Consider the following 23,250-nt stretch of genomic DNA (forward strand, 5'->3'; position numbering starts at 1 on the left):
CTTTCAACCACAGGCGCGTCGTTTACCGCATTCACAGTGACGTTAACCGTCGCTTGGTCAGTCAGTGCACCATCGGTCACGGTGTAAGTGATTTCGGCGTCACCATGGAAGTTCTCAGCCGGTGTGAAGACCAGTTTGCCATCAACAATCTCAACTGTACCTTGTGCTTCAGGTACAGACGCTGATTCAATCGACAGCTTATCACCATCAATATCGGTGTCGTTTGGCAGGACATCAATCGTTACTGAGCTATCTTCCTCTGTAATTGTTGTATCATTAGAGGCAATAGGCGCATCGTTAACTGAGTTTACTGTTACCGAAACTTGAGCTTCATCCTCTAACTCACCATCTGAGATGGTGTAGCTAATCGTTGCATTACCGTTGAAATTTTCAGCCGGAGTGAAAACAAGCTTACCATCGATAATCTCAACGATACCTTGCTCTTCTGGTACAGAAGCAGAGGTAATGATTAAATCATCACCTTCAATATCACTGTCGTTAGCGAGCACATCAATTACAACCAGGGAATCTTCGTCAGTTTGAATCGCATCATTAGTTGCTATTGGCGCGTCATTAACAGGCGTAATATCTAAGTTAGCAGTGCCATTAATAACACCACCATCATCATCAATGATGTCATAGGAGAATGACACTTCAGTGTCATCATCAGCTTCTGGGATGTAAGTCCAAGAGCCATCGCTGTTATCAATTAAGGTGCCATTCCCACTCTCAATAGTGACGTTTGTAATGACAAGAGTATCGGCATCATCAATATTGACATTAGATAGTAATTCTTCAGTAGTTATCGTGATTGGATCGCTATCTTCCTCAACAGCGCTTAATGTCACTGGAGAATTAGTAAGTGGCTTACTTGAGCCATCCCCACTTGTCTCGATACCTGTTGTGAAGAAGTCATTTAAGGTCAACGCTTGTGTTTCAGATAAGCCGAGGGATTCTAGGCCAATAGTTTCAAAGTTTGTTGAGGCTAGCACTTCAGTACCATCTCGTACAATCGTGGCACTATTTTGCAAACTGGAGCCACTATTTTCACCCGCTGCAGGTGCGAGTTCTTCATCAATAGCAGAAGGGTCTTGACCTTGCTCAATAGCACTAATAATCTGTGCTACATCGTCTGAAATATCTTTTAAACCTTGCTCTTGAGCAAGCTGAATTTTCAGGTCTTGAGGCGCAGCATCTGTCATTGCCACTATCACTTCACCTGGTAGAGGCTGCTGTCCTTCTGCAAGGACTCTCAGCTGCCCATCCAAACCTATTACGACGACTTGATTACCGAGTGGCACTAATGCTGTACGATCCATATAAACCTTAACCCTAAATAACTGTCAAGTTTTTGACTAACAATACTAATTTGCTATATATTGCCCGAATATATAGTGCAATAACAGCAATTTGATGCTCAATAAAGTAATTATGTGTCATACATCAATAAGAATCCAGATGCATAAGTGTTTTATTTTATTAAAATCTGGACACTCGTTTCTAGCCATTACCTCCATCTTTAATTTGAGATCTTAATTCAAGTTTTAGGCAGATTTAGTAGGTTGATTTATCAAAATTGAAACAAATGAACAGCGAATCAACAGGTTACTTCATCGCATATTAATGTTATTGTGCGCTAAATTATTGACGCTCTTATAAGTATTCCACTTATAAGCCCTATCACCTCGAGAATTTTTACCATTATCTAGGAGAATCACAGTGAAGTGGACTCGTGCCAACGCCTTTTGTATTGGTATGTTCACCGCTAGTCATGCTTTTGGGCAAACGCTAGAGCAAGCGGTTGAAAACACATTAAAAACCAATCCTGACATCAAAAGTGCGTTCAATGAATTCGTTAGCAAGCAGTATGTGAATGAAGCATCTGGTGGTGCTTACCTCCCATCCGTAGACTTAGATGCCGGTATCGGTTACGAAGGAATCAAACCTGCAGAGTCAGGGCGAGATTCAACCGATCTGACAAGAAAAGAAGCCACCGTGACACTAACCCAGCTAATATGGGATGGTTCAGCGACACTTAATGATATGGATCGAACAGCAGCTGATGCTGAATCGGTCCGTTATCAACTTCTAGCTGATGCCCAAGACACCGCTCTAGAGGTCGCGAAAGTTTATTTAGACTCAGTAAAAGCTTATGAAATTCTTACACTTTCCGAGAATAACTTGAAAGTGCATAAGAAGATCTATGAAGACATTAAAAAGCGAGTTAACTCAGGTATCGGTTCTACAGCAGACCTAACCCAGGTAGAGGCTCGTTTAGCAAAGGCTCACGGTAACTTGGTGGCAGCCCAGAACAACTTATATGACAGCCACACCACCTTTACACGCCTTGTCGGACAGTCACCACAAGGATTGATTTTCCCAAGAGCGGACCAAAACTTTATTCCCTACACCATCGATGAAGCGATTGACTTGGCATTCGAGTCACACCCAGTAATCAAAATCTCGGTAGCTGATGTGGACTCTGCAAAGTTCCAATACAAGCAATCTAAGGGAGCTTACTACCCAACGATATCGGTAGAAGCGGCTCAAACATGGCGTGATGATGCAAGCGGTATTGAAGGAAGCAGCGAAGAGACAACAGCGATGTTGCGCATGCGTTACAACCTCTTTAACGGTGGTAGTGACGTAGCCAACGCCGAAAGTTTTGCCTACCAACTAAACAAAGCAAAAGACCTAAGAGAACGTGCATACCGCCAAGTAGAAGAAGGCCTTCGTCTATCTTGGAGTGCGTTAGATTTAACACTTCAACAAAAAGAGTTCCTAGCGGATCACGTAGATTCGGCCTCTGAAACTGTCATCGCCTACGAAAAGCAGTATCGCATTGGAAAACGCACTCTGCTGGACTTGTTAAATACTGAAAACGAACTTTTCGAAGCGAGAAAGAACTACTTGGATGCTCGATACTCAGAGCAGTACGCCAAGTACCGCGTTATGAACGCGACTGGCCAATTGTTAAATGCCTTGCGTGTCGATGTACCTACAGAATGGAATGAAAAGGTGGAGTACTGATCATGAAACCAGTGAAGATTCTATTTGCATTGGGTATGCTCGCCATCACTCAACACGTTGTTGCTGAAGACGAATATGAGTATCGTCCTGTACCAAATGCAGAACAAATAGCAGATTTGCAAGATGACGATAACGATGGTGTCATCAATGCTCGAGATATGTGCCCAGGTACACCTGAAGGCTCAGAGGTCGACAACGACGGTTGTGGAGAATACATTAAAGCATCAGATAACATGCAAGTGCGGATACTTTTTGCTAACGACTCTGATGAGATCAATCCAGTCTTCAGAAGACAAGTCCGAGAGCTTTCCGACTTTTTAAAAGAGTACCCTACTACTTCGATAGAGCTGCACGGCTATGCTAGTAAAGTTGGTGGTTCAAAGCATAACCAAGATCTTTCTGAAAGACGAGCACGCAATGTCCGTGAAGCCCTACTAAGCTACGACATCGAACCGAGTAGAGTCCGCATTGTTGGTTTTGGTGACACTCACTTAGCACAACAAGGGACCGATGAAGTCAGCCATGCTTTAAATCGTCGAGTAACCGCATCAGTCGTTGGTTACAAAGGCGAGATAAAAAGAGAGTGGACAATATTCACAACTCTTCCAGAAAGGTAAAGTACCTGTTTTTGTTTGCTCTGCAAGCATAAAGCAAACAAAAACGAGTGAATACTTAACCTCAGAAAAGGAGCTTCGGCTCCTTTATTTTTACTCATTTCGACAACCGTATTATGCTTTAGGAATCGGCACTTTAGTGTTACTCTAGCCACGTCATAACAACGAGAGTTTTGAAATGAGCAAACTTACATCAGATATCCAAGCGAACCTTGACCTTTTTGTTGCAGAAACGAAAGAAAACCAATTGGTTTGGGGTTTACGCAATGAAGAAGGTTGGCTATCTTGCGATTCAACTGAATTCGAAAACAGCGAAGTCATGCCTTTCTGGTCTTCTAAAGAAGATGCAGAAGCACATAATGTTGAAGAATGGGCAGATTTTACTGTACTAGAAATCCCATTAGATATCTTTGTTGAAGATTGGCTTTTGACTCTTGCAGAAGATGGTGTTCTTGTTGGAACTAACTGGAACGATCAGTTAGAAGGCAAAGAAATGGAGCCTCAAGATCTAGCAAAGCTTTACATTGATTAAAGATTTCTGACCTCAACTTTATGTTGAGGTCTTTCTTTTTATGCCTCTTCTTTCAATATCTCGACCAAGTGCATAGTTTTACTACTCTTTTTCTTAGTACACCCAACTTAATCACAACGCTGATGCGTTAAAAGCGCTATGATAACTCAACTTTAAAGGCACCTTAAATTAAAGGCTCGTTTAAACATGCGCGTGCTCTATCCCTTGCTTGCGTCACTTTTGCTCACTCCAGTATATGCAAGCGACACTCAAGATATTGAACCAAACCAAAATATCACACAGTGGCACTCTGTCTACCAAACCACACTACGAAGCAACCCTGAGTCGGCATTGAGCATGCTTCAAGATCGCTACCATACAGCGAAATCGGACAGCGAAAAGCTCTACGTAAGTGGATTGATTTATGAATATATGTCAAACATAAATCAGCCTTACTACGGCAGCAGTCAAGTCTTAGACAACCATTTTTCTCAATTAGAATCAGAATATATTCTTGCCTTAAATGAACGTAAGCATGGTAGTTACGAGGCCTCAGTAGATAGCTTTTCTTCTTTGCGACAGACAATGAAGAAAATATCCGATTCCGAAGGCAAGGCTCTGATGAACTATCAACTTTGTTACACGCTGAATCAACAAGGTCGTTATCACAAAGCAAACTTTTATTGCTCATCCTTAGAGAGCCACTTAAATCATAAGCATCAAGAAAACTTCCCTGTTGATCTTGCTTTGCGCGTGGTAGCAAATAACTACAATTACCGCGGTGACTATGAAAAAGCCTTAAGTTTGTATCGACAGTTGATGGCCAACATGTCGACGCAAAGCGATCCTTCAGGGATTTACAATGACGTCGGCAATTTACTTGCAGAGCTGGGGCAATTTGAACAATCAGAGCAATATCTCATTCAAGCCTTACTGGTTCGCCAAGATGAAGGGACACCTCTTGAAGTTGCGCAAGTCGAACATAGTCTAGGAGCGATGTACAGAAAATCCAAAGAACTCGATAAGTCCATCAGCCACTACAAAAATGCATTAACGATTCTCGAACAACTTCATTACCCATACGGGCAAGGGTTGACCTATTTAGGGTTATCTGCTGCTTTGGCCGATTCTGGGCAATTGGATACCGCGGTAGATTACATTGGAAGAGCATTAAACATTGCCCAAACTTATGAGAATACGCACCTTGAAACAGAGGGTCATTTGGCTGCTGGATTGGCATATTTAAAGAACCATACACCCGAAAAATCGATTGAACACGGTACAATTGCGTTAAGATTAGCGGTAAAAAACGCTAGGCCCTTATTGCAAGCGCAAGCCCAATTACTCCTCTCAAAAGCATACCAAGCTCAAAATGATTACAAAAAGGCACTGGAGCATCACAAGGCCTACTCGACGATTGAACTAACGAACCGAGACGCGAGTAATATCAAGGCGTTAGAGGCACTAGATCTCTCTAAAAAAGAGTATGAATATGATCTACAAGTCGCGCAGTTGAACAACGAAACTCTTCTAAGTCAGTACCAGTTTGAAAAACTCACAGACCAACAACGCACTTATAATTTTGTTGTTTTCTGTTTATTGATTCTCCTCGCTCTGGCATTGATGGTTCAGCGACAAACACGCTTAAAAGCCAAAATAGACAGCTTAACGTGTGCATTAAACAGAGCGGCAATTATAGAGACGATTAAAAGCCAAACCTCCAAAGCGGAAGGAGACTTCCGCTACGTTCTAGCATTAATCGATCTAGATGACTTTAAGGCGATTAATGATCAGTACGGTCATCCGACTGGCGACTTAGTACTACAACAGGTATGCAAAGCGCTTAAAGCTAAACTTAATAAGGGAGATTACTTGGGTCGTTTAGGTGGAGAAGAGTTTATCTTGCTATTGAAAAACGTCGATGAGATTGACGTTCCCTTTAGAATACAAAGTCTGCATAAAACAATTTCAGAAAAGAGTGTACATTCGCTTAATGACCATCAATTGAATATATCTGCGAGTCTGGCCTATCTATCAACCTCAATGCCACTCACCAACTTTGATGAGCTCTATTCGATATTAGACCAAGCGTTATACAATGCTAAGAAGCAAGGAAAAAACTCCCTTGTGGACGCATACAACGAGCCGATCAGTTTAAGTGCTGAGTATATTCTCTAATAAAACCAAACCACCAGCGTAGTGGTTTGTTATAGGTGGAAGCATCAGTAAGCCATTCAGATGCAACACCATCATCAAGGAGTCTTTGTGCCCAAGGCAAGAAAAAACATTCAGTCTCTAGAGCGAGGTTTTCTAATCCTCGAGTTGCTCTCGATGAGTGAGTCTCCCCTATCATTACAGACGATCAGTAATGCGATCCAGTTAAATAAGACGACTGTTCACGGGTTACTTGCGACTCTACACTCTCTTGGATATGTATCCAAACACAACCATAGCTACAGCCTAGGGTTTAGATGCTATGAACTGTCTAAGCCGATTGAACAAAAAAACGAAGCTATCCGACAACATTTTGTTCCATTGCTGAAAAAAATGGCCCAAATGACTAACAACACTGCTTACCTCGCTGTACAAAGTGGCGCTAAAGAGTACTTGTATATCGATGCTATAGAGCAGGATAACCCTCTTACTATCCGTAGCCCGAGAGGGAAACGAGAAGGACTCACAACATCTGCGATCGGCAAGGTTTTTCTTAGTTTTGATGATGAGCTTCGCCGAACATTGCGCCTTGAAAGCCAAATATCCCCCACGTTAGAAACTGAACTTAATCAGGTTGTATTATCAGGTTACGCACTCGATTTAGAAGAGGCAGAGCCAAACCTCAATTGCTTAGCGCTCCCCCTTTACTTGGATGGTAAGGTCGTTGCTGTTGCAGGTGTCAGCGGTGCTGCCTCCGAACTGACGGTCACTAGGCTAAAACACTTTGCCAGCATCTTTCTCAAACTTTAAGATTTGACAATGTCGAATTCTAGGCCATTTTTATACTGTTTTGATTACATGCTTATACGTCGCCTCTAATATGGTCGTTGTTCAACTCAACAACGTAGGAGAAGCGATGTCTACTGTATTAATCACTGGCGCTAACCGTGGCTTAGGCTTGCAATTTGTCCGCCACTACCTTGGAAAAGGTTGGCAAGTTATCGCAACTTGTCGTTCACCAGAAAATGCTAAGCAGCTCAATGAACTAGTAACCCAATCTAATCAACTTCAACTGATGGCTCTAGACGTCGCTAACCAACAAGATATCGATCAGTTAGCCACTCGATTAGCGGATCGTCCGCTCGATCATTTAATTCTGAATGCAGGTGTATTAGGCGAAGAGTGTGCAACGCTTGGCGAAATGACCCAGAAAAAATGGCTAGAAGTACTAAACATAAATACCGTCGCACCTGCCCTGCTAATTCAAGCACTACAAGACAACGTTGCGAAAAGTCAGCACAAAACCATCGTGGGAATCTCAACCCGAGTTGCGAGTTTAAGCGATAACAGTTCAGGTAACATGTACAGTTATCGAGCATCTAAAGCAGCGCTTAATCAGGTTCTAGTATCAGCAGCACGCAATCTCGAATCGCGAGGAGTAAAAACTGTCGCAGTTCATCCCGGCTGGGTAAAAACCGATATGGGCGGTGAGGACGCAACCTTTTCTGCCGAGGAAAGTGTTGCTGGTATTGTTTCGGTCGCAGAACAGCTAACACTTGAGCAATCCGGAAGCTTCCGCGTATTTGATGGCTCTACAATCGAATGGTAACTGTTCTCTAAATGACGTCTCCCGGCCAAATTGAAGGCCGGGAGAATACAGTAAACTAATAGGCCAAAAAGATAAAAGCTCGCACTATCGTCAGACAAGCGAGCCGTTATCGTCTATGGTGTTGTACTACCGTCAAACGCTGAGGAAGTCAGCGATTGCAGAGGTGTCATTTAGACAATGATTTCCCGTGAAACTCACTCAATCATCCCACTCAGGCGCTAGCCCTTCAGGGTTTACTTCGCGGCCATTTCTTTCCAACGCATCTATCTTTGCAATCGTCTCTTCACTCAGATTAAGTTCAAGTGCTTTCAGGTTACTTGCCAAATTCTCTCGTTTAGTTGAAGACGGGATCACCGCGTAACCTTTTGACAAAGCCCAAGCAAGCGCGACTTGAGCGGGCGTGGCCTGATAGTCCTCAGCAATACCTGCAATAGTTGGGTCCCCAAGTACTTTCCCATATGCCAAGGTCATGTAAGACGTTACCTGAATATCGTTTTCCTGCATGAAGCTGACCAACTTACGATTTTGCAAATAAGGGCTAAGCTCGATTTGGTTAGTAACAATATTCTCTTTACCGACCACTTCTATCGCTTGTTGCAACAAGTCAATATTAAAGTTGGATACGCCAATATTACGGGTTAACCCTTGCGATTTAGCTTCAAGTAATGAAGCCATGTATTCGTTCAAGTTATTGTTATTGCCAGGCCAGTGGATCAAGGTCAAATCCACATAATCTGTATTTAGCTTTTCTAAGCTCTCTTTTAGACTTGGAATGAGTTGTTCCGTGTTCATGTTATCAACCCAGATCTTCGTCGTAATGAATAGCTCATCACGTGCAATACCGGACTGTGTCAATACTTCACCGATTTCTGCCTCATTACCGTAAATCTGTGCAGTATCAATTACGCGGTAACCCACTTCTAACGCATTACGGACTGAATCCTTAACTACTTCACCCTCTAAACGAAACGTGCCGACGCCAAATGATGGTACTTTCATCTAAATCTCCTGAATTATCGATTTTATAGTTGATTCGAAGCAAAACTTTACGCCGCAAGAAACTTTCCGTAAAGTTAACAATACTCAAATCTAATTTGAAATATATTCAACAATGAAAGCTACTCTAGATGAAATGCGCACCTTTATGGCCGTGGTCGATACGGGTTCAATCAGCTCTGCGGCTGAACTGTTATCGATGACCGTCTCGGCGGTGAGTCGATCGGTATCTCGGCTAGAAGCCAAACTCGAAACGACCTTGTTAAATCGCACAACCCGTAAGTTAGATGTTACTAATGAAGGAACGATATACCTCGATAAAGTCAGACATATTGTAGAAGCAGTAGAGAATGCCGAAGCACAACTGAAAAGCCAGAAATATAAGCCTTCTGGCCTCCTACGAATAAACGCAGCTACCCCCTTCTTACTGCACGTACTAACGCCGCACATTGCTAAATATCAGAGCTTGTATCCAGAAGTCGAAATCGATCTCAATTCCAATGAGGAAAATATTAGCCTTTTGGGAACAAAAACCGATATTGCTTTTCGTATCGGTGAGCTACAAAACTCAACCATGCGCGCGATATTTCTTGGTAAAAGTCGGATTCGAATCGTCGCAAGTCCAGAGTATTTAAGACAACATGGTACTCCAACCTCAATAGATCAGTTACTCAATCACAAGCTACTTGGATTCAACAAGCCGGAGTATCTTAAGGAATGGCCGATCATGGATGATAAGAACAAACTTCTGCGTATTATGAGTAGCCTAAGATCTGATAATGGCGAGACGCTAAGATGTTTAGCCTTACATGGTGCGGGGATAGCTTGCCTGTCTGACTTTATGACCTACTCTGACCGACAAGCTGGTCGCTTAGTGGGCGTGCTTAGTGAACACACGCATAATGTCGAACAGCCCGTTCATGCGGTGTATTACAAAAATGCCAGTACCTCACGCCGGATCAGCTCTTTTATTGACTTCATCAAGCAAGAAATCAAGGTAGAGAACCACCAGTTCCTTTAAAGACCACCGCTGTTTGTGGCAAAACACTTTTGTCTTTTTGCCGCTTTTTCTCACAACAAAAATCTCATAGTGTCCTGAATATCAGGGAGGCACCTTGCCTCCTAGTACTCACAGTAATAGTCAGGCTTCATAATGCATAAAGATTTAAGTAACAGATTCACCATCGGGGTTGAGCTCCCCCTAGATAATGACTGGACCCAAGAAGGCCAGAAAAAACGCCTGCTCCAACGAAAACCGTTCGGCGTACCAGACATGAGTGCACATAAACAGCGTATTATGTTAGCCGATAAGTTAGGCTTTAACGTAGCGTGGGTGAGAGATGTCCCGTTGTACGACCCTAACTTTGGAGACGCGGCACAAATTTATGAACCGTTCAGTTATCTTGGCTATCTCTCTGCGTCCACCGACAACATTCTACTAGGGACAGCAGCGATAGTATTACCGTTAAGACAACCTTGGCTAGTGAAAAAAGCCGCTGCGACCATCAACGAGTTAAGTGGTGACCGCCTGATACTCGGTGTGGCTAGTGGAGACCGCCCTAGTGAATATTCCGTTTTTAATGCCAACTTTGACAGCCGTGGCTCAGCTTTTCGAGAAAGTGTAGAGATTTTGAAAGATACGCAAAATGATAAGCTGGGTAACGATCTACAGTTATTACCCGAGTTTGCTGATATTCCTATCTATGTCGCAGGGTTAGCGCAGCAAAGTCCACAATGGATAGGAGAAAACCTAGACGGCTGGCTCGCCTACCCAGGCACACCTGATGATCATGAACACCGCGTTGCACTTTGGCGCTCCGTAGCGGGAAACAAACCCTACGCCAGCTTTATTCATCTTGATTTAGTCGATAACCCAAATGCACCAGTCGTTCGGCATCATTTTGGTATCCGGGCCGGAGTCAATGGCTTGAGCGATGAGCTAGAAAAAATGCAAGAAGCAGGAGTCAATCACATCGGGTTGCATTTCCGTCGTAATAGCCAACCAATTGAGAAATCAATGGAACAGATCGCTCAGTACGTGTTGCCACGCTTTAACTAAGATCAAATAAAAATATGTGCCACCTTACTAAGGGGTGGCACGCTAGGCTTGGCACTTGGAAAAACAAAAGCTGCAATAACGACAAAACTCTTTTGTTAAAACAACAATAATAGAGTTATTTTAAAGTAAGTCTTGGTTGAATAAAGTCGATGAACGCGGAAATACGTTTAGAGACTGAAGAAGATTTGTAGAAGACAGCATTGACCTGTTCTCGTCCAGTATTTGTGATTTTTTCCGATTCAAACAATGCCACTAACCGTCCAGAATCAAGATCATCTTTCACCATAAAGCCAGATAAACATGCAATGCCGTTCCCTGCCAGCACTAACTGTCTAACCGTTTCACCACTGCTGGATAGGATATCAGGCTCTATCATCTCAAACCCTCGTAATGGCCACTGATTTAACACTTTAGCGCCAGAAAAACCGATCAAGTTATGACTGCGCAAATCGCTCACCGCTTCAGGGAAACCTCGTTTAGATAAATAACCAGGCGTGGCAACGATAAATAGTGGGCTTGTTCCTAAAGGTTTAGCATGCAGTGTTGAATCCGATAATCGTCCAATACGTATCGCCACATCGGTTCTTTTTTCCAATAGATCCACAAAACCCTCATTAGAGGTAAGATCGAGTTGAATATCAGGATAAGCCTCTTTAAATGGCTGAATTAAAGGCACGAGTTGATGTAAAACAAATGGGCTAGCGGCATCAACTCTTAAGCGCCCCTTGGGTAATTCACCTCGTGTGATGATCTCTTCTTCAGCTTGCTGTATTTGTAGTAAACCTAAGCGAACCGCTTCAACAAACTGATGCCCTTCCTCAGTAACTTCCACTCTGCGTGTCGTGCGATTCAGCAAGGTTACCCCCAACTGTGATTCAACTTTACTAACCGCACGAGATACCCTAGCGACTTGAATACCTAGTGCATCAGCAGCGGAAGAAAATCCACCACTATCCACAACTGCCATAAGAATCTCTAATTCATCTGATCGGGTTAACATTTCATCCCCTTTCCTAACTGCGCATTTCCTTCACTTATAACAAAAGTATTTTGTAATAAACACCATTTTTCGCAACGAATAACTCTTTAATAATACACGACATGGAGACGGGCTATTCGTTTATCCATTCATATTCAATGATTATAAGAGAGAGTTGTTATGCCTTTAGCTTTACTTGCATTGACGCTGAGCGCCTTTGCTATTGGAACCACGGAGTTTGTAATTGTCGGTCTGATACCGACTATGGCCTCCGACCTCAACGTATCATTACCTTCAGCGGGTCTTTTAGTTAGCCTGTACGCACTTGGTGTCGCGGTTGGTGCTCCCGTTTTAACAGCGCTGACTGGTAACTGGAAAAGAAAGTACGTTCTGCTTTCTGTTATGGCACTGTTTGTTCTTGGCAATCTGTTAGCCTGGCAAGCACCTGGATACAACACACTAGTTACAGCAAGGATACTGACCGGGCTTGCACACGGTGTGTTCTTTTCGATCGGCTCGACTATCGCCACTGGCCTAGTGTCAAAAGAAAAAGCCGCTAGCGCAATTGCTATTATGTTTACCGGTCTCACCGTAGCTCTAGTGACGGGCGTGCCACTTGGCACCTGGATTGGCCAGACATTTGGTTGGCAGGCAACCTTCCTAATCGTCGCGATCCTTGGAATCATCGCACTGATAGGAAGCGCTCTGCTAGTGCCGAGTAATCTGAAACAACCACCAGCAACCAAGCTGTCATCGCAAGTAAAAGTCTTGACTCAGCCTCGTCTACTTTTGGTGTACGCAATCACCGCGCTCGGTTACGGTGGTACGTTCACAGCCTTCACTTACTTGGCTCCTATTTTGGAAGAAGTTTCGGGGTTTGGCTCTAGCGCTATCAGCCTAATTATGTTGGTTTATGGTGTATCAGTCGCATTCGGCAACATCTGGGGCGGAAAGATGGCCGACTCTATGGGGCCAATCAAAGCTCTGACAGCGATTTTCTCGGGCCTAATTGTGGTATTGCTCGTGTTTAGTGTCACAGCATTTAATCCAATTTCTGCAGTAGTGACCATTCTTGTCTGGGGTGCCTTTGCCTTTGGTAACGTTCCAGGACTTCAAGTTTATGTTGTCAAACTAGCAGAGAAATATTCACCTGATGCAGTCGACGTCGCTTCTGGTCTCAACATTGCTGCATTTAACGTAGGTATTGCACTGGGTTCTTGGGGCGGTGGCCTTATCGTGGCCAATGCTGGGCTGATGCACACACCTTGGATTGGCGCGATCGTAGTATTAGGTGCTCTACTACTAACCCGTTTCAGCGGAATGCTAGACAAGCGTGGAGAGCAGCACGCAACGGCACACTGATTCACGTTCCGAATCTATAAAAATCACTTAAATTAGCCCGGCATTACGTCGGGCTTTCAATACAGAGTTTAAATACACCATTGACTGAGGTAGAAAGTTTATTCTACCCTTAGGTAAAACAAACGTTCTACCTGGTGTATCAAATAGTGAAAGAAAAAATCGCAGCAAGCCTAGAAAAAGCATTCAGTCAGTATGGCTTCGCCGAGCCTAGCGTACCCCAACTCAAAAACGCCTGCGAAGTCAGCCTGAGAACCCTGTACAAATACTACCCCTCCAAGGAAGCGATGATTGTTGCAGCTCTCGAGCATCGCCATCAAAGGTATTTGAGTTTTTTGCTCGAAGACGCCCCTGCCAATGGAACACCGGCTGTATTACACCTATTCACTCGCCTCGAGGATTGGATGAAGGAGTTTGCACCGAATGGCTGCATGTCCATCAATGCATTAGCAGCCTATCCAGAAAATCTATCTATTAATCAAGCAGTAAAACAACACAAATTGGCGGTTCGTCAGCTTATGGTCCAACTAAGTCAGCGAGAAGACCTCGCAACCACACTCTTCTTGTTACATGAAGGTCTATCCAACGCATGGCCGGTTCTCGGTCACGCTGCCTTTGCATCCGCTGAACACACTCTGCTAGAACTAATGAAGGAGAACAATCAATGACCACAATCCCGAAAGTAATGAAAGGCGTCCAACTTATCGGTCATGGTGGGCCAGATATGCTTCGTTACCGCGATGATATACCTGTGCCAGTCCCCTCGCCTGATGATGTATTGATCCAAGTAGCCGCCGCCGGAGTCAATAACACCGACATCAATACCCGAACAGCATGGTATTCTAAAAACGACGCCAATAGCATGGATGCAAGTTGGTCAGGAGACGCGCTATCTCTCCCTCGAATCCAAGGTGCCGATGTATGCGGTACCATCGTCGCTGTTGGTGAGAATATCTGCCCATCACGAGTCGGCCAGCGCGTGCTCATCGAACCATGTATTACGCGCTTCAACAGTCAAGCACTTAGCTTGCCTTGGTACTTCGGTTCAGAATGTGATGGTGGCTTTGCTCAGTTCACTGTTGTTGACAGTAAACATGCATATGCAGTGAATAGTAGTTTATCGGATATCGACTTGGCCTCCTTCCCTTGTTCTTATTCAACTGCAGAGAACATGCTTGTCCGCTCTAATGTCACAGCGAGCGATACCGTACTGATTTCAGGGGCATCCGGTGGTGTTGGCTCTGCCGCAATCCAACTGGCGAAGGCGCGTGGAGCATACGTCATTGCTATCGCCAGCCCAGAAAAGAAAGAACAGATCACGGCATTAGGAGCAAACCAAGTTATCCCTCGCGATGCAAATTTGCCGGCGACTCTCGGAGAAAACAGCGTTGACGTAGTGATTGATTTGGTCGCAGGAGAGCAGTGGCCACAATTTCTTCAGGTACTAAAGCCAGGATCAAGATACGCTGTTTCCGGCGCCATAGGCGGCCCAATTGTCGAGCTGGATGTAAGAACTCTTTACCTTAAAGACCTAGCGTTATTTGGTTGTACCGTTTTGGCACCAGAAGTATTCGGTAACTTAGTTCGCTATATCGAACAGAACGCAATTCGTCCCTTAGTCGCGGAGTCATTTCCCTTGAACCAGATAGGTCAAGCGCAAGAAGTATTTTCACGCAAGCAACATATTGGGAAACTGGTTTTGGAAATCACATAGCTTTTGTGATTAACAACGACCTATACAAGTCATTGTAATTTGAGAACCCTTTAAGCATTCTACAAAATGTTCAGTAATTAGGAGTGCGCTACGGTTGGCTTAGCTTGTTATCCCTTTTCATCACGCTAAGCCAGCTTGTAAAAATATGCGGTGTTTGCTTCTGAGTTATAAATGTTTAATACCAACATTATCTTACTTCTGGCGTTCATGAACAGAACCGAGATCTGAACGACTTCGGTGTTAAACCTACGATTCTATTAAATATTTTCCTGAACGCGCTCACATCTTGGTAACCCACTCTAAATGATATTGCGTCAAATGTTAGGGTTGTCGACTCAAGTAAATCACAAGCTTTTTGTACTCTTAAGCTTTGTATGTATTGGTTAACATTGAAACCTGTCGCCTTTTTAAAGCGTCGCTGCAATGTCCTTTCTGTTAAACAACTCAACTCTGCAAGCTCTTTATTGCTCAGTTTTCCTTGATAATGATCGTTTATATAGTGCTGTATTTGAACAATTACCTCATCACCATGTTGGAAGTTTGGAGTAAACTGTTGATAAAAGCGTTGCTCTCTCGGACCAGTATCAATAACCAACATTTTTCCTAACAGGCGCATTACTGCCGGTGACGCAAATAAGGAAACCAACTCCAAACCTAAATCCACCCATGACATCATACCCCCAGCCGTAATGATCGTTCCTTCGTTAATAAGGATGGCTTCTTGTCTTACGTGGATATCGGGAAACTGACTCGCTAATGAAGGAGCCAAGCCCCAGTGTGTCGTACAAGACTTATTGGTCAACAACTGGGTTTGAGCAAGAATAAAAGTACCAGCGCAGGCGGAGGCTAAAATCGCACCTTTACTATATTGGACATTTAACCAGTCGAGTAGCTCTGGCTCTGGTTCTAAGTAATATTGACCAGTGCCGCTAGGCGGAATCATTACCGCTGTTTTCACATCGAAGTGCGTGTTTGACCAGTGATCCAATATCTCTACTTCAAAGTGCACATCAACGCCCAATTTAGCCGCCGCACGGTTTGCCATCTCGAAGAGTTCGCTTAAACCATATACGGAGGCTTGCGAGCTATCTGGGTAATTAACGAGTGCTATTTTCATTTTCAATTATCTTCAAGTGTCGCTTTTTGACTCTTTTGTGTCATTTTAGACTCTAAAGAAGGTAGCTAAAAGTCTTTATATTATTCGTACCGCAATGATCCTGAATAAAAGGAAAAGAAAATGACTCAAAAAGCCCTACTTGTAATTGATTTGCAAAACGACTATTTCCCAGAAGGAAAGTTTCCTTTATGGAATACAGAATCAACTTTAGACAATGTTAAGAGAGCAATAACTAAAGCCAATGAGCAAAACATTCCTGTGATTCATATTCAGCATATTGCAGATCCTGACATGGGTATTGCCCCATTCTTCAATGAAGGCAGCGACGGTGCCAATATTCACCCAGAAGTTCTTGCTTTAGCGCCGAATTCCGAAATCGTGGTAAAGCACTTCGCAGATAGCTTTGAAGGAACACGTTTAGAAGAAGTATTGGCAAGCAAAAATGTAACGGAGTTACTTGTATGCGGAATGATGACACAAAACTGCGTGACACATACTGCTATTTCAAAATCTGCGGACAAGTATGATGTTTCTATCTTAATGGATAGCTGTACCACGGTCGATGAAATGATTCACAACATTGCACTTCACGCTGTCTCAACGAGAGTTCCCCTCGTAACTATTGAAGATAAGCTGTAATACACGCAAAACCTTTCGCTCACACAATGCGGGCGAAAGGTCACACATATATGCACTTCCATTGATATTTGCTTACTTTGTGTTAAACATTGGTTTCCAAATAGTTACAAGGAAACGTTTATGAAATGGATAGTCGTATTGTTTATTAGCTTATTTTCAGTTTTCAGCCATGCGAAAGAGTGGAAACAAATTCGCTTCACTGTTGAAGGGGCTTACCCCCCATTTAGCTGGACGACAAAAGAGGGAAAGCTAGAAGGGTTTGAAGTCGACCTCGCTAACGCGTTATGCAAAGAGTTAGAAGTAAAGTGCGTTATCTCAAAAATGGATTGGGATGGCATCATCCCTTCTCTCCTTAGTCGCAAGAACGATGCGATTATTGCTGCAATGACAATCACAGAAGAACGAGAAAAGAAAGTCGATTTCACCGTCCCTTATGCAAAAGTACCGACTCGTTTTGTAATGAAAAATGATAGAGAAATCAACATGGATGACGGCAGCCTAAATCGTTTATCTATTGGAGTTCAAAGAGCCACAATTGGTGATAAGTACCTTTCTGCCTTGTATCCAGATATTGATATTCGTCGTTATGGTACGTTCGATGAGGCATTTACCGATCTACTCAATGGACGGTTAGATGCTGTATTTGGCGGCTCAATCGGTTTAAGTGCTGGTTTTCTTGAAACTGCACAAGGTAAAGGCTATCACTTTACTGGACCAGCGTTTACAGAGGAAAAGTGGTTCGGCCGTGGCATTGGCGTAGCAGTGAGAAAACAAGACAAAGAATTAAAAGCATTACTCGATAGCGGAATACAAAAATTGATCCAGAGCGGTAAGCATAAAACCATCGCCAGCAAGTATTTCTCCTATAGTATTTACGAGTAACCTCGTTATTTTTTTATAGTCTGCGCGGTATAGGAAACTTCCCTTTCCCTATATGGCGACAAAAACAGAGCCCTCGAGCAATCGCCCGAGGGTTATTTTTATAAAAAAGCCCAGCTATATAAGTAACCGGCTCCCATGGCCATCGTTAAGATAACGATTAGGAAGGCAGCGATCATTTGGTTCTTAAAAATTGATTTCAACAAAATCACTTCTGTAAGACTTGCGCCAGCACTACCAATAATAAGCGCCATAACAGATCCAAGAGCCATACCTTTTTGTACTAGTGCCGCGCTAAGTGGAATGACCGCCTCTGCACGGATGTACAATGGAATACCAATGATTGCTGCGACCGGAATCGCGTACCACTTCGCTTCACCAGCGAACTCCGCAATGAACTCCGTCGGGATGAAGCCATAGATAAATGAACCAATCGCAATGCCCATCATGAGATAAGGGAACACTTGCTTAAAGTCTTTCCAAGTTGATTGCCAAATACGTACCCAGCGGCTAGGCTCTTTCTCTTCCACGACTGTCGCTGTTGCACTACCGCCAGATGAACAGCAAGACACTTCCACTTTAGGTTCAGGTTTTGGTGCATCACCACAACAAGATGTTTTCGCCGCAACTGGCGTAGGTTCATTGCAGGCGCTGGTATCACAGCTTGATGCTGGTCTCGCTTCTTCTTTTTTCTTGCTTGAATCGCCACAAGAAGTACCGCACGAAGAAGAACCTACCGCTTGATATGCTTCTGGTTTGACGTAACGTTCAAACCCTAGTTTTTCAAGTACATAGCCTGCTACCACTGATACTGACATCGCGATAGCAAAGTAAAATACCGCAACTTTCCAACCAAAAGTCACCACAAACAAACCAATAATCACTGGGTTAAGCAACGGGCTTGCAAATAAGAACACCATCATAGGTCCAAAACCAGCTCTTGCACGCAACAAGCCTTTTAAGAAAGGAATGGTCGAACACGAACAGAAAGGCGTAATCGAACCTAGCAACGCAGCAATGAAGTAACCTTTACCCTTTTTCGAGCTGAGAATAGATTGAATTTTTTCTGGCGTTAGAAAATCTTGCAACACACCGACAATGTAGCTAATTGCCAGAAATAAGATGATAAGTTCGGTTGCTAGAAACGCAAACATATCCAGCGCTTCTTTAGCCATAGTTATAATTTCTGTATTCACATTTACTCTCCTCGTCATTTTTCGCTAACAAGCTTACCTGATAGACAAGTCTTTATTTCGATATTTCTGGAATTATAGAATCACAAAACAAAAAATCAACAGAATATTTCCATAAAAATGGAATAATAAAACTAGTCATTACTTATCATAAAGTTACATGTCGTTAGCTATGCAGACTGGTTGTCTATGATAATTTCAGAGCATCTCGAATCCTTTTTATCAAACATAACCTAAAATTATCAAAATAAGAAAAAACCATAATTATTGCAGCAGCACCCTCTGAGTTAGTATGACTTTCGACCATTCTTAATAATAAGGAAAACCTATGAGAGCGATAACTTACCAACGAGATAACGATACTTTCTCTTTATCCGAATTACCTACACCAAAACTAGAAACCCAATTTGATGTATTGGTTAAAGTTAACGCTGTTGGTTTGAATCCTGTCGATGCAAAAATTCATTATTGGTCAGACATGGTCACTAACATGGATAACAATTTTGTTGGCGGGTTAGACGTATCAGGAGAAATAGTCTCTGTAGGCGATGCGGTCGTTGATTGGAAGGTTGGCGATAAAGTGTTGTATCACGGAAACATGAGACGCCATCACGGAGGATTCGCTGAATTTGCTATCCATGATTCAAGAACGCTTATAAAGCACCCTCAGGTTCCGGTTGAAGTAGCAGCATCTACACCTTGCGCAGCCTGGACCGCATATCGCGCTTTGGTAGACAAGCTCGATATTTCAAATCGAAGCAGCATTTTTATCGCCGGAGGTGCTGGCGGCGTTGGAAGCTTTGCTATTCAGTTAGCAAAGACATTTGGTGTTGAACAGATCATTGCTACTAGTTCAGAAGCTAATCACGCATATTTGTCCTCGTTAGGAGCAACCCATACGATTGATTATCATCATGAAGATGTAGTTCAACGAGTAATGGACATTACCGGAAATCATGGCGTTGAGGTTGCACTCGATTGTGTAGGCGGTGATAACGACCGAATTGCAGCCTCGGTGTTAACCTTTGAGGGAGAAATGGTGGAGCTCGTCAAGACTGTCGACCCTTCTCAATATCCAGATGCCTTCTTAAAAGGCTTGGGCTTCCACCAAATAAGTTTGGGCTCTGGTCATGTCTTTGGCGAGAGAGGGTTTGCAAGTATCGTTAATGCCGGAAAGGAAGTGTCTGAGCTATTAGAAAATGGAGAATTGGAAGTACCGAAACTGAAGATCATCGGCTTAGAGGATGTAGGTAACGCACTCTTGGACATGCGAAATCAGAGAACAGTTGGAAAGATTGTCGTTAATCTGAACCAAAAATAATTAATAAAAATCTCGAGGCACACTGGCAAAGTAATGAGCAAGTTAAAGCATCTTGTTACTTTGCCAGATACGAAAGACTTTTATTTTATCTATAACGATGAATGAAAAACAAAATCTCTTGTCATGCTTCCCTGCACTTCACCAAAATTAGGCGTTTTCGAGAGTGTCTCTCCAAGCCGCTAGCAATTTAATATGACGTGGTTCAATCCCACAGCAACCACCAATAATGCTTGCTCCCTGCGCATGCCACTTTTTAGCATACTCAAGATATTCAGTCGGAGAGAAATGGCGAACTTCCTGAATGGTCTCGTTGGCTTGGTGCGCTTGCTTTATCGGAGCAAAGCTATTTGCGAAAGCACCTATCGTCAATTCTCTACCTGACTCACTCAATACTGCTTGTGTATCTATGATCGCTTGCTCGACAACTTCAGGAATAGAGCAATTGAAAAAGATACCTGAAACATTTGTTTTCAACAGCGTATTAACCGCGACTTTAAGAGATTCCCCTGAGCGAAGGCGAGCCAAAGAGTTAGGCTCATCCATTAAGGTGAAAGCAAGATAATTGGGCTTATCTGTTTTGGCTAAAATTATTGATAGAACTTCAACTTCAGCGAGGCTAGACACGGTCTCAGCTAACCAAATATCAACATATTGATCTTGAGCTTCAAATAACTCAGAAGCCACTTCCAGTGCCCTTTTCGGCTCGAATAATTCAGGCCTGTAAGACCCCATTACAGGAGGAAGAGAACCCGCAACGAGCACTCTATCGTTAGAGCTGGTGACTACATCTCTGGCAATTTTGGCTGCAGATTTTGCTAACTCAGTCCCCCGTTTTGCATAGAGTTCCTCGCCTAAGTGAAATGGAACACATGCATAACTGTTGACAGTGATAATCTCTGCGCCAGCGTCTATGAAATTCTCATGTGCCATTTTTACATATTGTGGTGATTCAATTAGCGCTTGTGCACTCCAAAGCGGCTGAGAAAAAGGGGCGCCAATACGTTTTAACTCTCGCCCCATGCCACCATCTAAAATTGTTACTTTCTTCATTTAGACATCCATACCGCCAAACATCCATAAGCTCTATTCAAACACAATTTTTATCAATTCAAAATGAAATTGTTATGTTTAAAGTGAACAAAAACTTAATGGCTGATTAAACACTCTAGTATTTACCAGACCTTTCATTCGGACCAAGATAATGTTATCGCCATTAACTTCGAGTAAAAAGCCCATTATCTATGTCTCTCGGCGAGGCGGGCGTTACGAGCCACAATAGTGCATGAAGTGATTGAGGGACTAACCCTCAATCAAATTTTCTTTTTATTATAAGACCTTAGATAAAAACTTCTGTAATCTAGGATTGGAGGGGTTATCAAAAAATCGCTCAGGAGAGTCAGAAACCAAAAGCTCACCATCTTCCATAAACAACACCCTATCAGCGACCTCTTTTGCGAAACCCATTTCATGAGTAACCACGACCATGGTCATTCCGTCCTTGGCCAAATCTTTCATCACATCAAGAACTTCTCCAACCATTTCAGGGTCTAGTGCTGATGTGGGTTCATCAAACAACATAATGTTGGGCTTCATTGCTAACGCACGAGCGATTGCGACGCGCTGCTGCTGTCCGCCTGATAAATGATTAGGATAATTATCCATTCTCTCCGACAGACCAACTTTATAAAGCAAATCTTTTGCTTCTTTCTTCACCGATTCAGGGTCACGTTTAGAAACCTTTAAAGGTGCCAACATGACGTTCTCTATCGCCGTTTTATGTGGAAAAAGGTTGAAGCCTTGAAATACCATGCCCACATCAGCGCGTAGTTTATTGATATCCGTAGATTTGTGGTACATATCGATACCATCTACGATTATAGACCCACTATTTATTGTCTCTAATTGATTAATCGTCCGTAAGAATGTTGACTTACCAGAACCTGACGGTCCTACGATGACAATCACTTCCCCTTTTTCTACATTTACCGATACGTCCTTGAGCGCATGGCAGCCATTAGGGTAAATTTTATTAATTGTTTTTGCTGAAATAATGTATTCCATTAATGACTCCACCATTAATCACTTGCTGCCAATTTCTTTTCTAACGTTTGTATTGCCCAAGATAAGGTACTAGTCAGAAGCAAATAAAGGGCCGCTACGGTAAACCAAACTTCAAATGGGGCAAAACTACCACTTACGACTTCCCTGCCCGCTTTTGTCAGATCAGTAATCGAAATCACGGAGACAAGTGAGGAATCTTTTATCAGGTTGATAAACTGCCCGGCTAAGGGAGGTAATGTCTGCTTAAACGCTTGAGGTAAAATGACATAAATCATCGCTTTGGGATAATTCATTCCTAGTGAACGCGCCGCTTCCATTTGTCCTCTTGGGATTGACTGGATTCCTGACCGCACAATTTCTGCGACATAAGCGGCGGTAAACACGGAGAGCGCTATCACTCCCGCAGTAAAACGCTCAAGGTCAAGCACAGTACCAATAAAGAAGTAAACGATAAAAATCTGTACTAAAAGAGGCGTTCCACGAATGACCTCGACATACACAAGCGCCAGCTTTTTTAATGCCAGATTGCTGGATATACGCATTAGTCCGACAACTAAGCCCAACGCTAGAGCAATGATAAGTGACCAGAGTGAGATTTTAATGGTCGTCACAACACCATCTAAAATTGGGCCAGAGCGCCACTCTTTTATAGTTGCTAAGGTATCTCCTTCAAAAATAAGATCACCTTCATAGACGTCGACAGACTTATATTGGCTTAGTTCAAGAACAATATCACCATGAATACTCTCCAGAGCCAGTTGGTTATTCTCGTCGAGAATGATGTTCCCATCGACAGGCGCGGTAATGGATGAAGCAGCGTTAGTGGCAATATAAGGAAGGACACGCTCCCAATTCCAGCTGTAATCGATTCGCTTACCTGACAGATAGACAAGACCGCAAATTGATAGCAAAACAAGAACAAAAACAGCGTTCCACAATAGGGATTTAAAGTTATTTTGCATGTGATTCCGAGAATGACTTTGATTAAAGTTGGTTGGGTATTTGAATAAAGAAA

Annotated in this window: 22 protein-coding genes; 14 read left to right on the forward strand and 8 right to left on the reverse strand. The window is 43.1% G+C overall.

The features are described from left to right. Positions 1–1,319, reverse strand: a 1,319-nt coding sequence (locus R7P36_RS13880) for a cadherin-like domain-containing protein (protein ID WP_225491914.1), incomplete at its 3' end; no start/stop codon positions are given. A 400-nt stretch (positions 1,320–1,719) separates the two neighbouring features. Here R7P36_RS13880 and R7P36_RS13885 point away from each other — a divergent pair. The 6 genes from R7P36_RS13885 to R7P36_RS13910 all read left to right on the forward strand — a co-directional run bounded on the left by R7P36_RS13885 (position 1,720) and on the right by R7P36_RS13910 (position 7,918). Then, positions 1,720–3,030: a TolC family outer membrane protein gene (locus tag R7P36_RS13885; RefSeq protein ID WP_017821962.1), complete on the forward strand. Its 1,311-nt coding sequence runs from the start codon at positions 1,720–1,722 to the stop codon at positions 3,028–3,030. Positions 3,031–3,032: 2 nt separating this feature from the next. Further along, positions 3,033–3,647 (forward strand): OmpA family protein, encoded by a 615-nt coding sequence (locus tag R7P36_RS13890; protein WP_005377354.1) that lies wholly within the window; start codon positions 3,033–3,035, stop codon positions 3,645–3,647. Between the two features lie 175 nt (positions 3,648–3,822). Then, on the forward strand, positions 3,823–4,176 hold the full coding sequence (locus R7P36_RS13895) for a DUF2750 domain-containing protein (RefSeq protein ID WP_005377352.1): 354 nt from the start codon (positions 3,823–3,825) through the stop codon (positions 4,174–4,176). A 186-nt stretch (positions 4,177–4,362) separates the two neighbouring features. Beyond that, complete coding sequence (locus tag R7P36_RS13900) at positions 4,363–6,333, forward strand: diguanylate cyclase domain-containing protein (protein ID WP_213899504.1); 1,971 nt, start codon at positions 4,363–4,365, stop codon at positions 6,331–6,333. Between the two features lie 87 nt (positions 6,334–6,420). Beyond that, the gene (locus R7P36_RS13905) at positions 6,421–7,119 is read left to right on the forward strand and encodes an IclR family transcriptional regulator (protein WP_176310981.1); all 699 of its coding nucleotides are present in this window, start codon (positions 6,421–6,423) and stop codon (positions 7,117–7,119) included. A gap of 106 nt (positions 7,120–7,225) precedes the next feature. Then, positions 7,226–7,918: an SDR family oxidoreductase gene (locus R7P36_RS13910; RefSeq protein WP_176310982.1), complete on the forward strand. Its 693-nt coding sequence runs from the start codon at positions 7,226–7,228 to the stop codon at positions 7,916–7,918. Between the two features lie 198 nt (positions 7,919–8,116). On the opposite strand, the gene dkgB is transcribed toward R7P36_RS13910, so the two are convergent. Beyond that, complete coding sequence (gene dkgB / locus R7P36_RS13915) at positions 8,117–8,917, reverse strand: 2,5-didehydrogluconate reductase DkgB (RefSeq protein ID WP_017821668.1); 801 nt, start codon at positions 8,915–8,917, stop codon at positions 8,117–8,119. Between the two features lie 112 nt (positions 8,918–9,029). On the opposite strand from dkgB, the gene R7P36_RS13920 reads away from it, so the two are divergent. After that, positions 9,030–9,935 (forward strand): LysR family transcriptional regulator, encoded by a 906-nt coding sequence (locus R7P36_RS13920; protein ID WP_005377343.1) that lies wholly within the window; start codon positions 9,030–9,032, stop codon positions 9,933–9,935. Between the two features lie 132 nt (positions 9,936–10,067). Further along, positions 10,068–10,973, forward strand: coding sequence for a TIGR03571 family LLM class oxidoreductase (locus tag R7P36_RS13925; RefSeq protein ID WP_213899505.1), 906 nt, complete (start codon positions 10,068–10,070; stop codon positions 10,971–10,973). Between the two features lie 115 nt (positions 10,974–11,088). Here R7P36_RS13925 and R7P36_RS13930 read toward each other — a convergent pair whose 3' ends face one another. After that, positions 11,089–11,973, reverse strand: coding sequence for a LysR family transcriptional regulator (locus R7P36_RS13930; protein WP_005377338.1), 885 nt, complete (start codon positions 11,971–11,973; stop codon positions 11,089–11,091). 159 nt (positions 11,974–12,132) lie between these two features. On the opposite strand from R7P36_RS13930, the gene R7P36_RS13935 reads away from it, so the two are divergent. The 3 genes from R7P36_RS13935 (at position 12,133) to R7P36_RS13945 (ending at position 15,025) form a co-directional block, all read left to right on the forward strand. Then, positions 12,133–13,314: an MFS transporter gene (locus R7P36_RS13935; protein ID WP_017635963.1), complete on the forward strand. Its 1,182-nt coding sequence runs from the start codon at positions 12,133–12,135 to the stop codon at positions 13,312–13,314. Positions 13,315–13,457: 143 nt separating this feature from the next. Then, on the forward strand, positions 13,458–13,979 hold the full coding sequence (locus R7P36_RS13940) for a TetR/AcrR family transcriptional regulator (protein WP_031777252.1): 522 nt from the start codon (positions 13,458–13,460) through the stop codon (positions 13,977–13,979). Beyond that, complete coding sequence (locus R7P36_RS13945; RefSeq protein WP_213899506.1) at positions 13,976–15,025, forward strand: alcohol dehydrogenase family protein; 1,050 nt, start codon at positions 13,976–13,978, stop codon at positions 15,023–15,025. The genes R7P36_RS13940 and R7P36_RS13945 overlap by 4 nt, the downstream gene beginning before the upstream one ends. Positions 15,026–15,230: 205 nt before the next feature. On the opposite strand, the gene R7P36_RS13950 is transcribed toward R7P36_RS13945, so the two are convergent. Beyond that, complete coding sequence (locus R7P36_RS13950; RefSeq protein WP_193843576.1) at positions 15,231–16,142, reverse strand: GlxA family transcriptional regulator; 912 nt, start codon at positions 16,140–16,142, stop codon at positions 15,231–15,233. Positions 16,143–16,262: 120 nt separating this feature from the next. On the opposite strand from R7P36_RS13950, the gene R7P36_RS13955 reads away from it, so the two are divergent. Next, positions 16,263–16,781, forward strand: coding sequence for a cysteine hydrolase family protein (locus tag R7P36_RS13955; protein WP_054577005.1), 519 nt, complete (start codon positions 16,263–16,265; stop codon positions 16,779–16,781). 120 nt (positions 16,782–16,901) lie between these two features. Continuing rightward, positions 16,902–17,663 carry a transporter substrate-binding domain-containing protein gene (locus R7P36_RS13960; protein WP_086046774.1) on the forward strand — a complete coding sequence of 254 codons (762 nt, stop codon included), beginning with the start codon at positions 16,902–16,904 and terminating at the stop codon, positions 17,661–17,663. A gap of 98 nt (positions 17,664–17,761) precedes the next feature. On the opposite strand, the gene R7P36_RS13965 is transcribed toward R7P36_RS13960, so the two are convergent. Then, positions 17,762–18,835, reverse strand: a complete 1,074-nt coding sequence (locus R7P36_RS13965) for a permease (protein WP_245398179.1) — start codon at positions 18,833–18,835, stop codon at positions 17,762–17,764. Positions 18,836–19,181: 346 nt separating this feature from the next. Between R7P36_RS13965 and R7P36_RS13970 the strand changes: the two genes are divergently transcribed. Continuing rightward, positions 19,182–20,174, forward strand: a complete 993-nt coding sequence (locus tag R7P36_RS13970) for a zinc-binding dehydrogenase (RefSeq protein WP_005377328.1) — start codon at positions 19,182–19,184, stop codon at positions 20,172–20,174. 147 nt (positions 20,175–20,321) lie between these two features. Here R7P36_RS13970 and R7P36_RS13975 read toward each other — a convergent pair whose 3' ends face one another. The 3 genes from R7P36_RS13975 to R7P36_RS13985 all read right to left on the reverse strand — a co-directional run bounded on the left by R7P36_RS13975 (position 20,322) and on the right by R7P36_RS13985 (position 23,197). Beyond that, positions 20,322–21,224 carry a homocysteine S-methyltransferase family protein gene (locus R7P36_RS13975; RefSeq protein ID WP_054577002.1) on the reverse strand — a complete coding sequence of 301 codons (903 nt, stop codon included), beginning with the start codon at positions 21,222–21,224 and terminating at the stop codon, positions 20,322–20,324. 276 nt (positions 21,225–21,500) lie between these two features. Beyond that, a complete protein-coding gene (locus tag R7P36_RS13980) occupies positions 21,501–22,235 on the reverse strand; it encodes an amino acid ABC transporter ATP-binding protein (RefSeq protein WP_005377326.1) in 735 nt (244 codons plus the stop codon). Between the two features lie 14 nt (positions 22,236–22,249). Continuing rightward, complete coding sequence (locus R7P36_RS13985; protein ID WP_054579516.1) at positions 22,250–23,197, reverse strand: amino acid ABC transporter permease; 948 nt, start codon at positions 23,195–23,197, stop codon at positions 22,250–22,252. Positions 23,198–23,250 lie beyond the last annotated feature (53 nt).

This window comes from Vibrio sp. 397 (assembly GCF_033339395.1).
GTDB lineage: Bacteria > Pseudomonadota > Gammaproteobacteria > Enterobacterales > Vibrionaceae > Vibrio > Vibrio alginolyticus.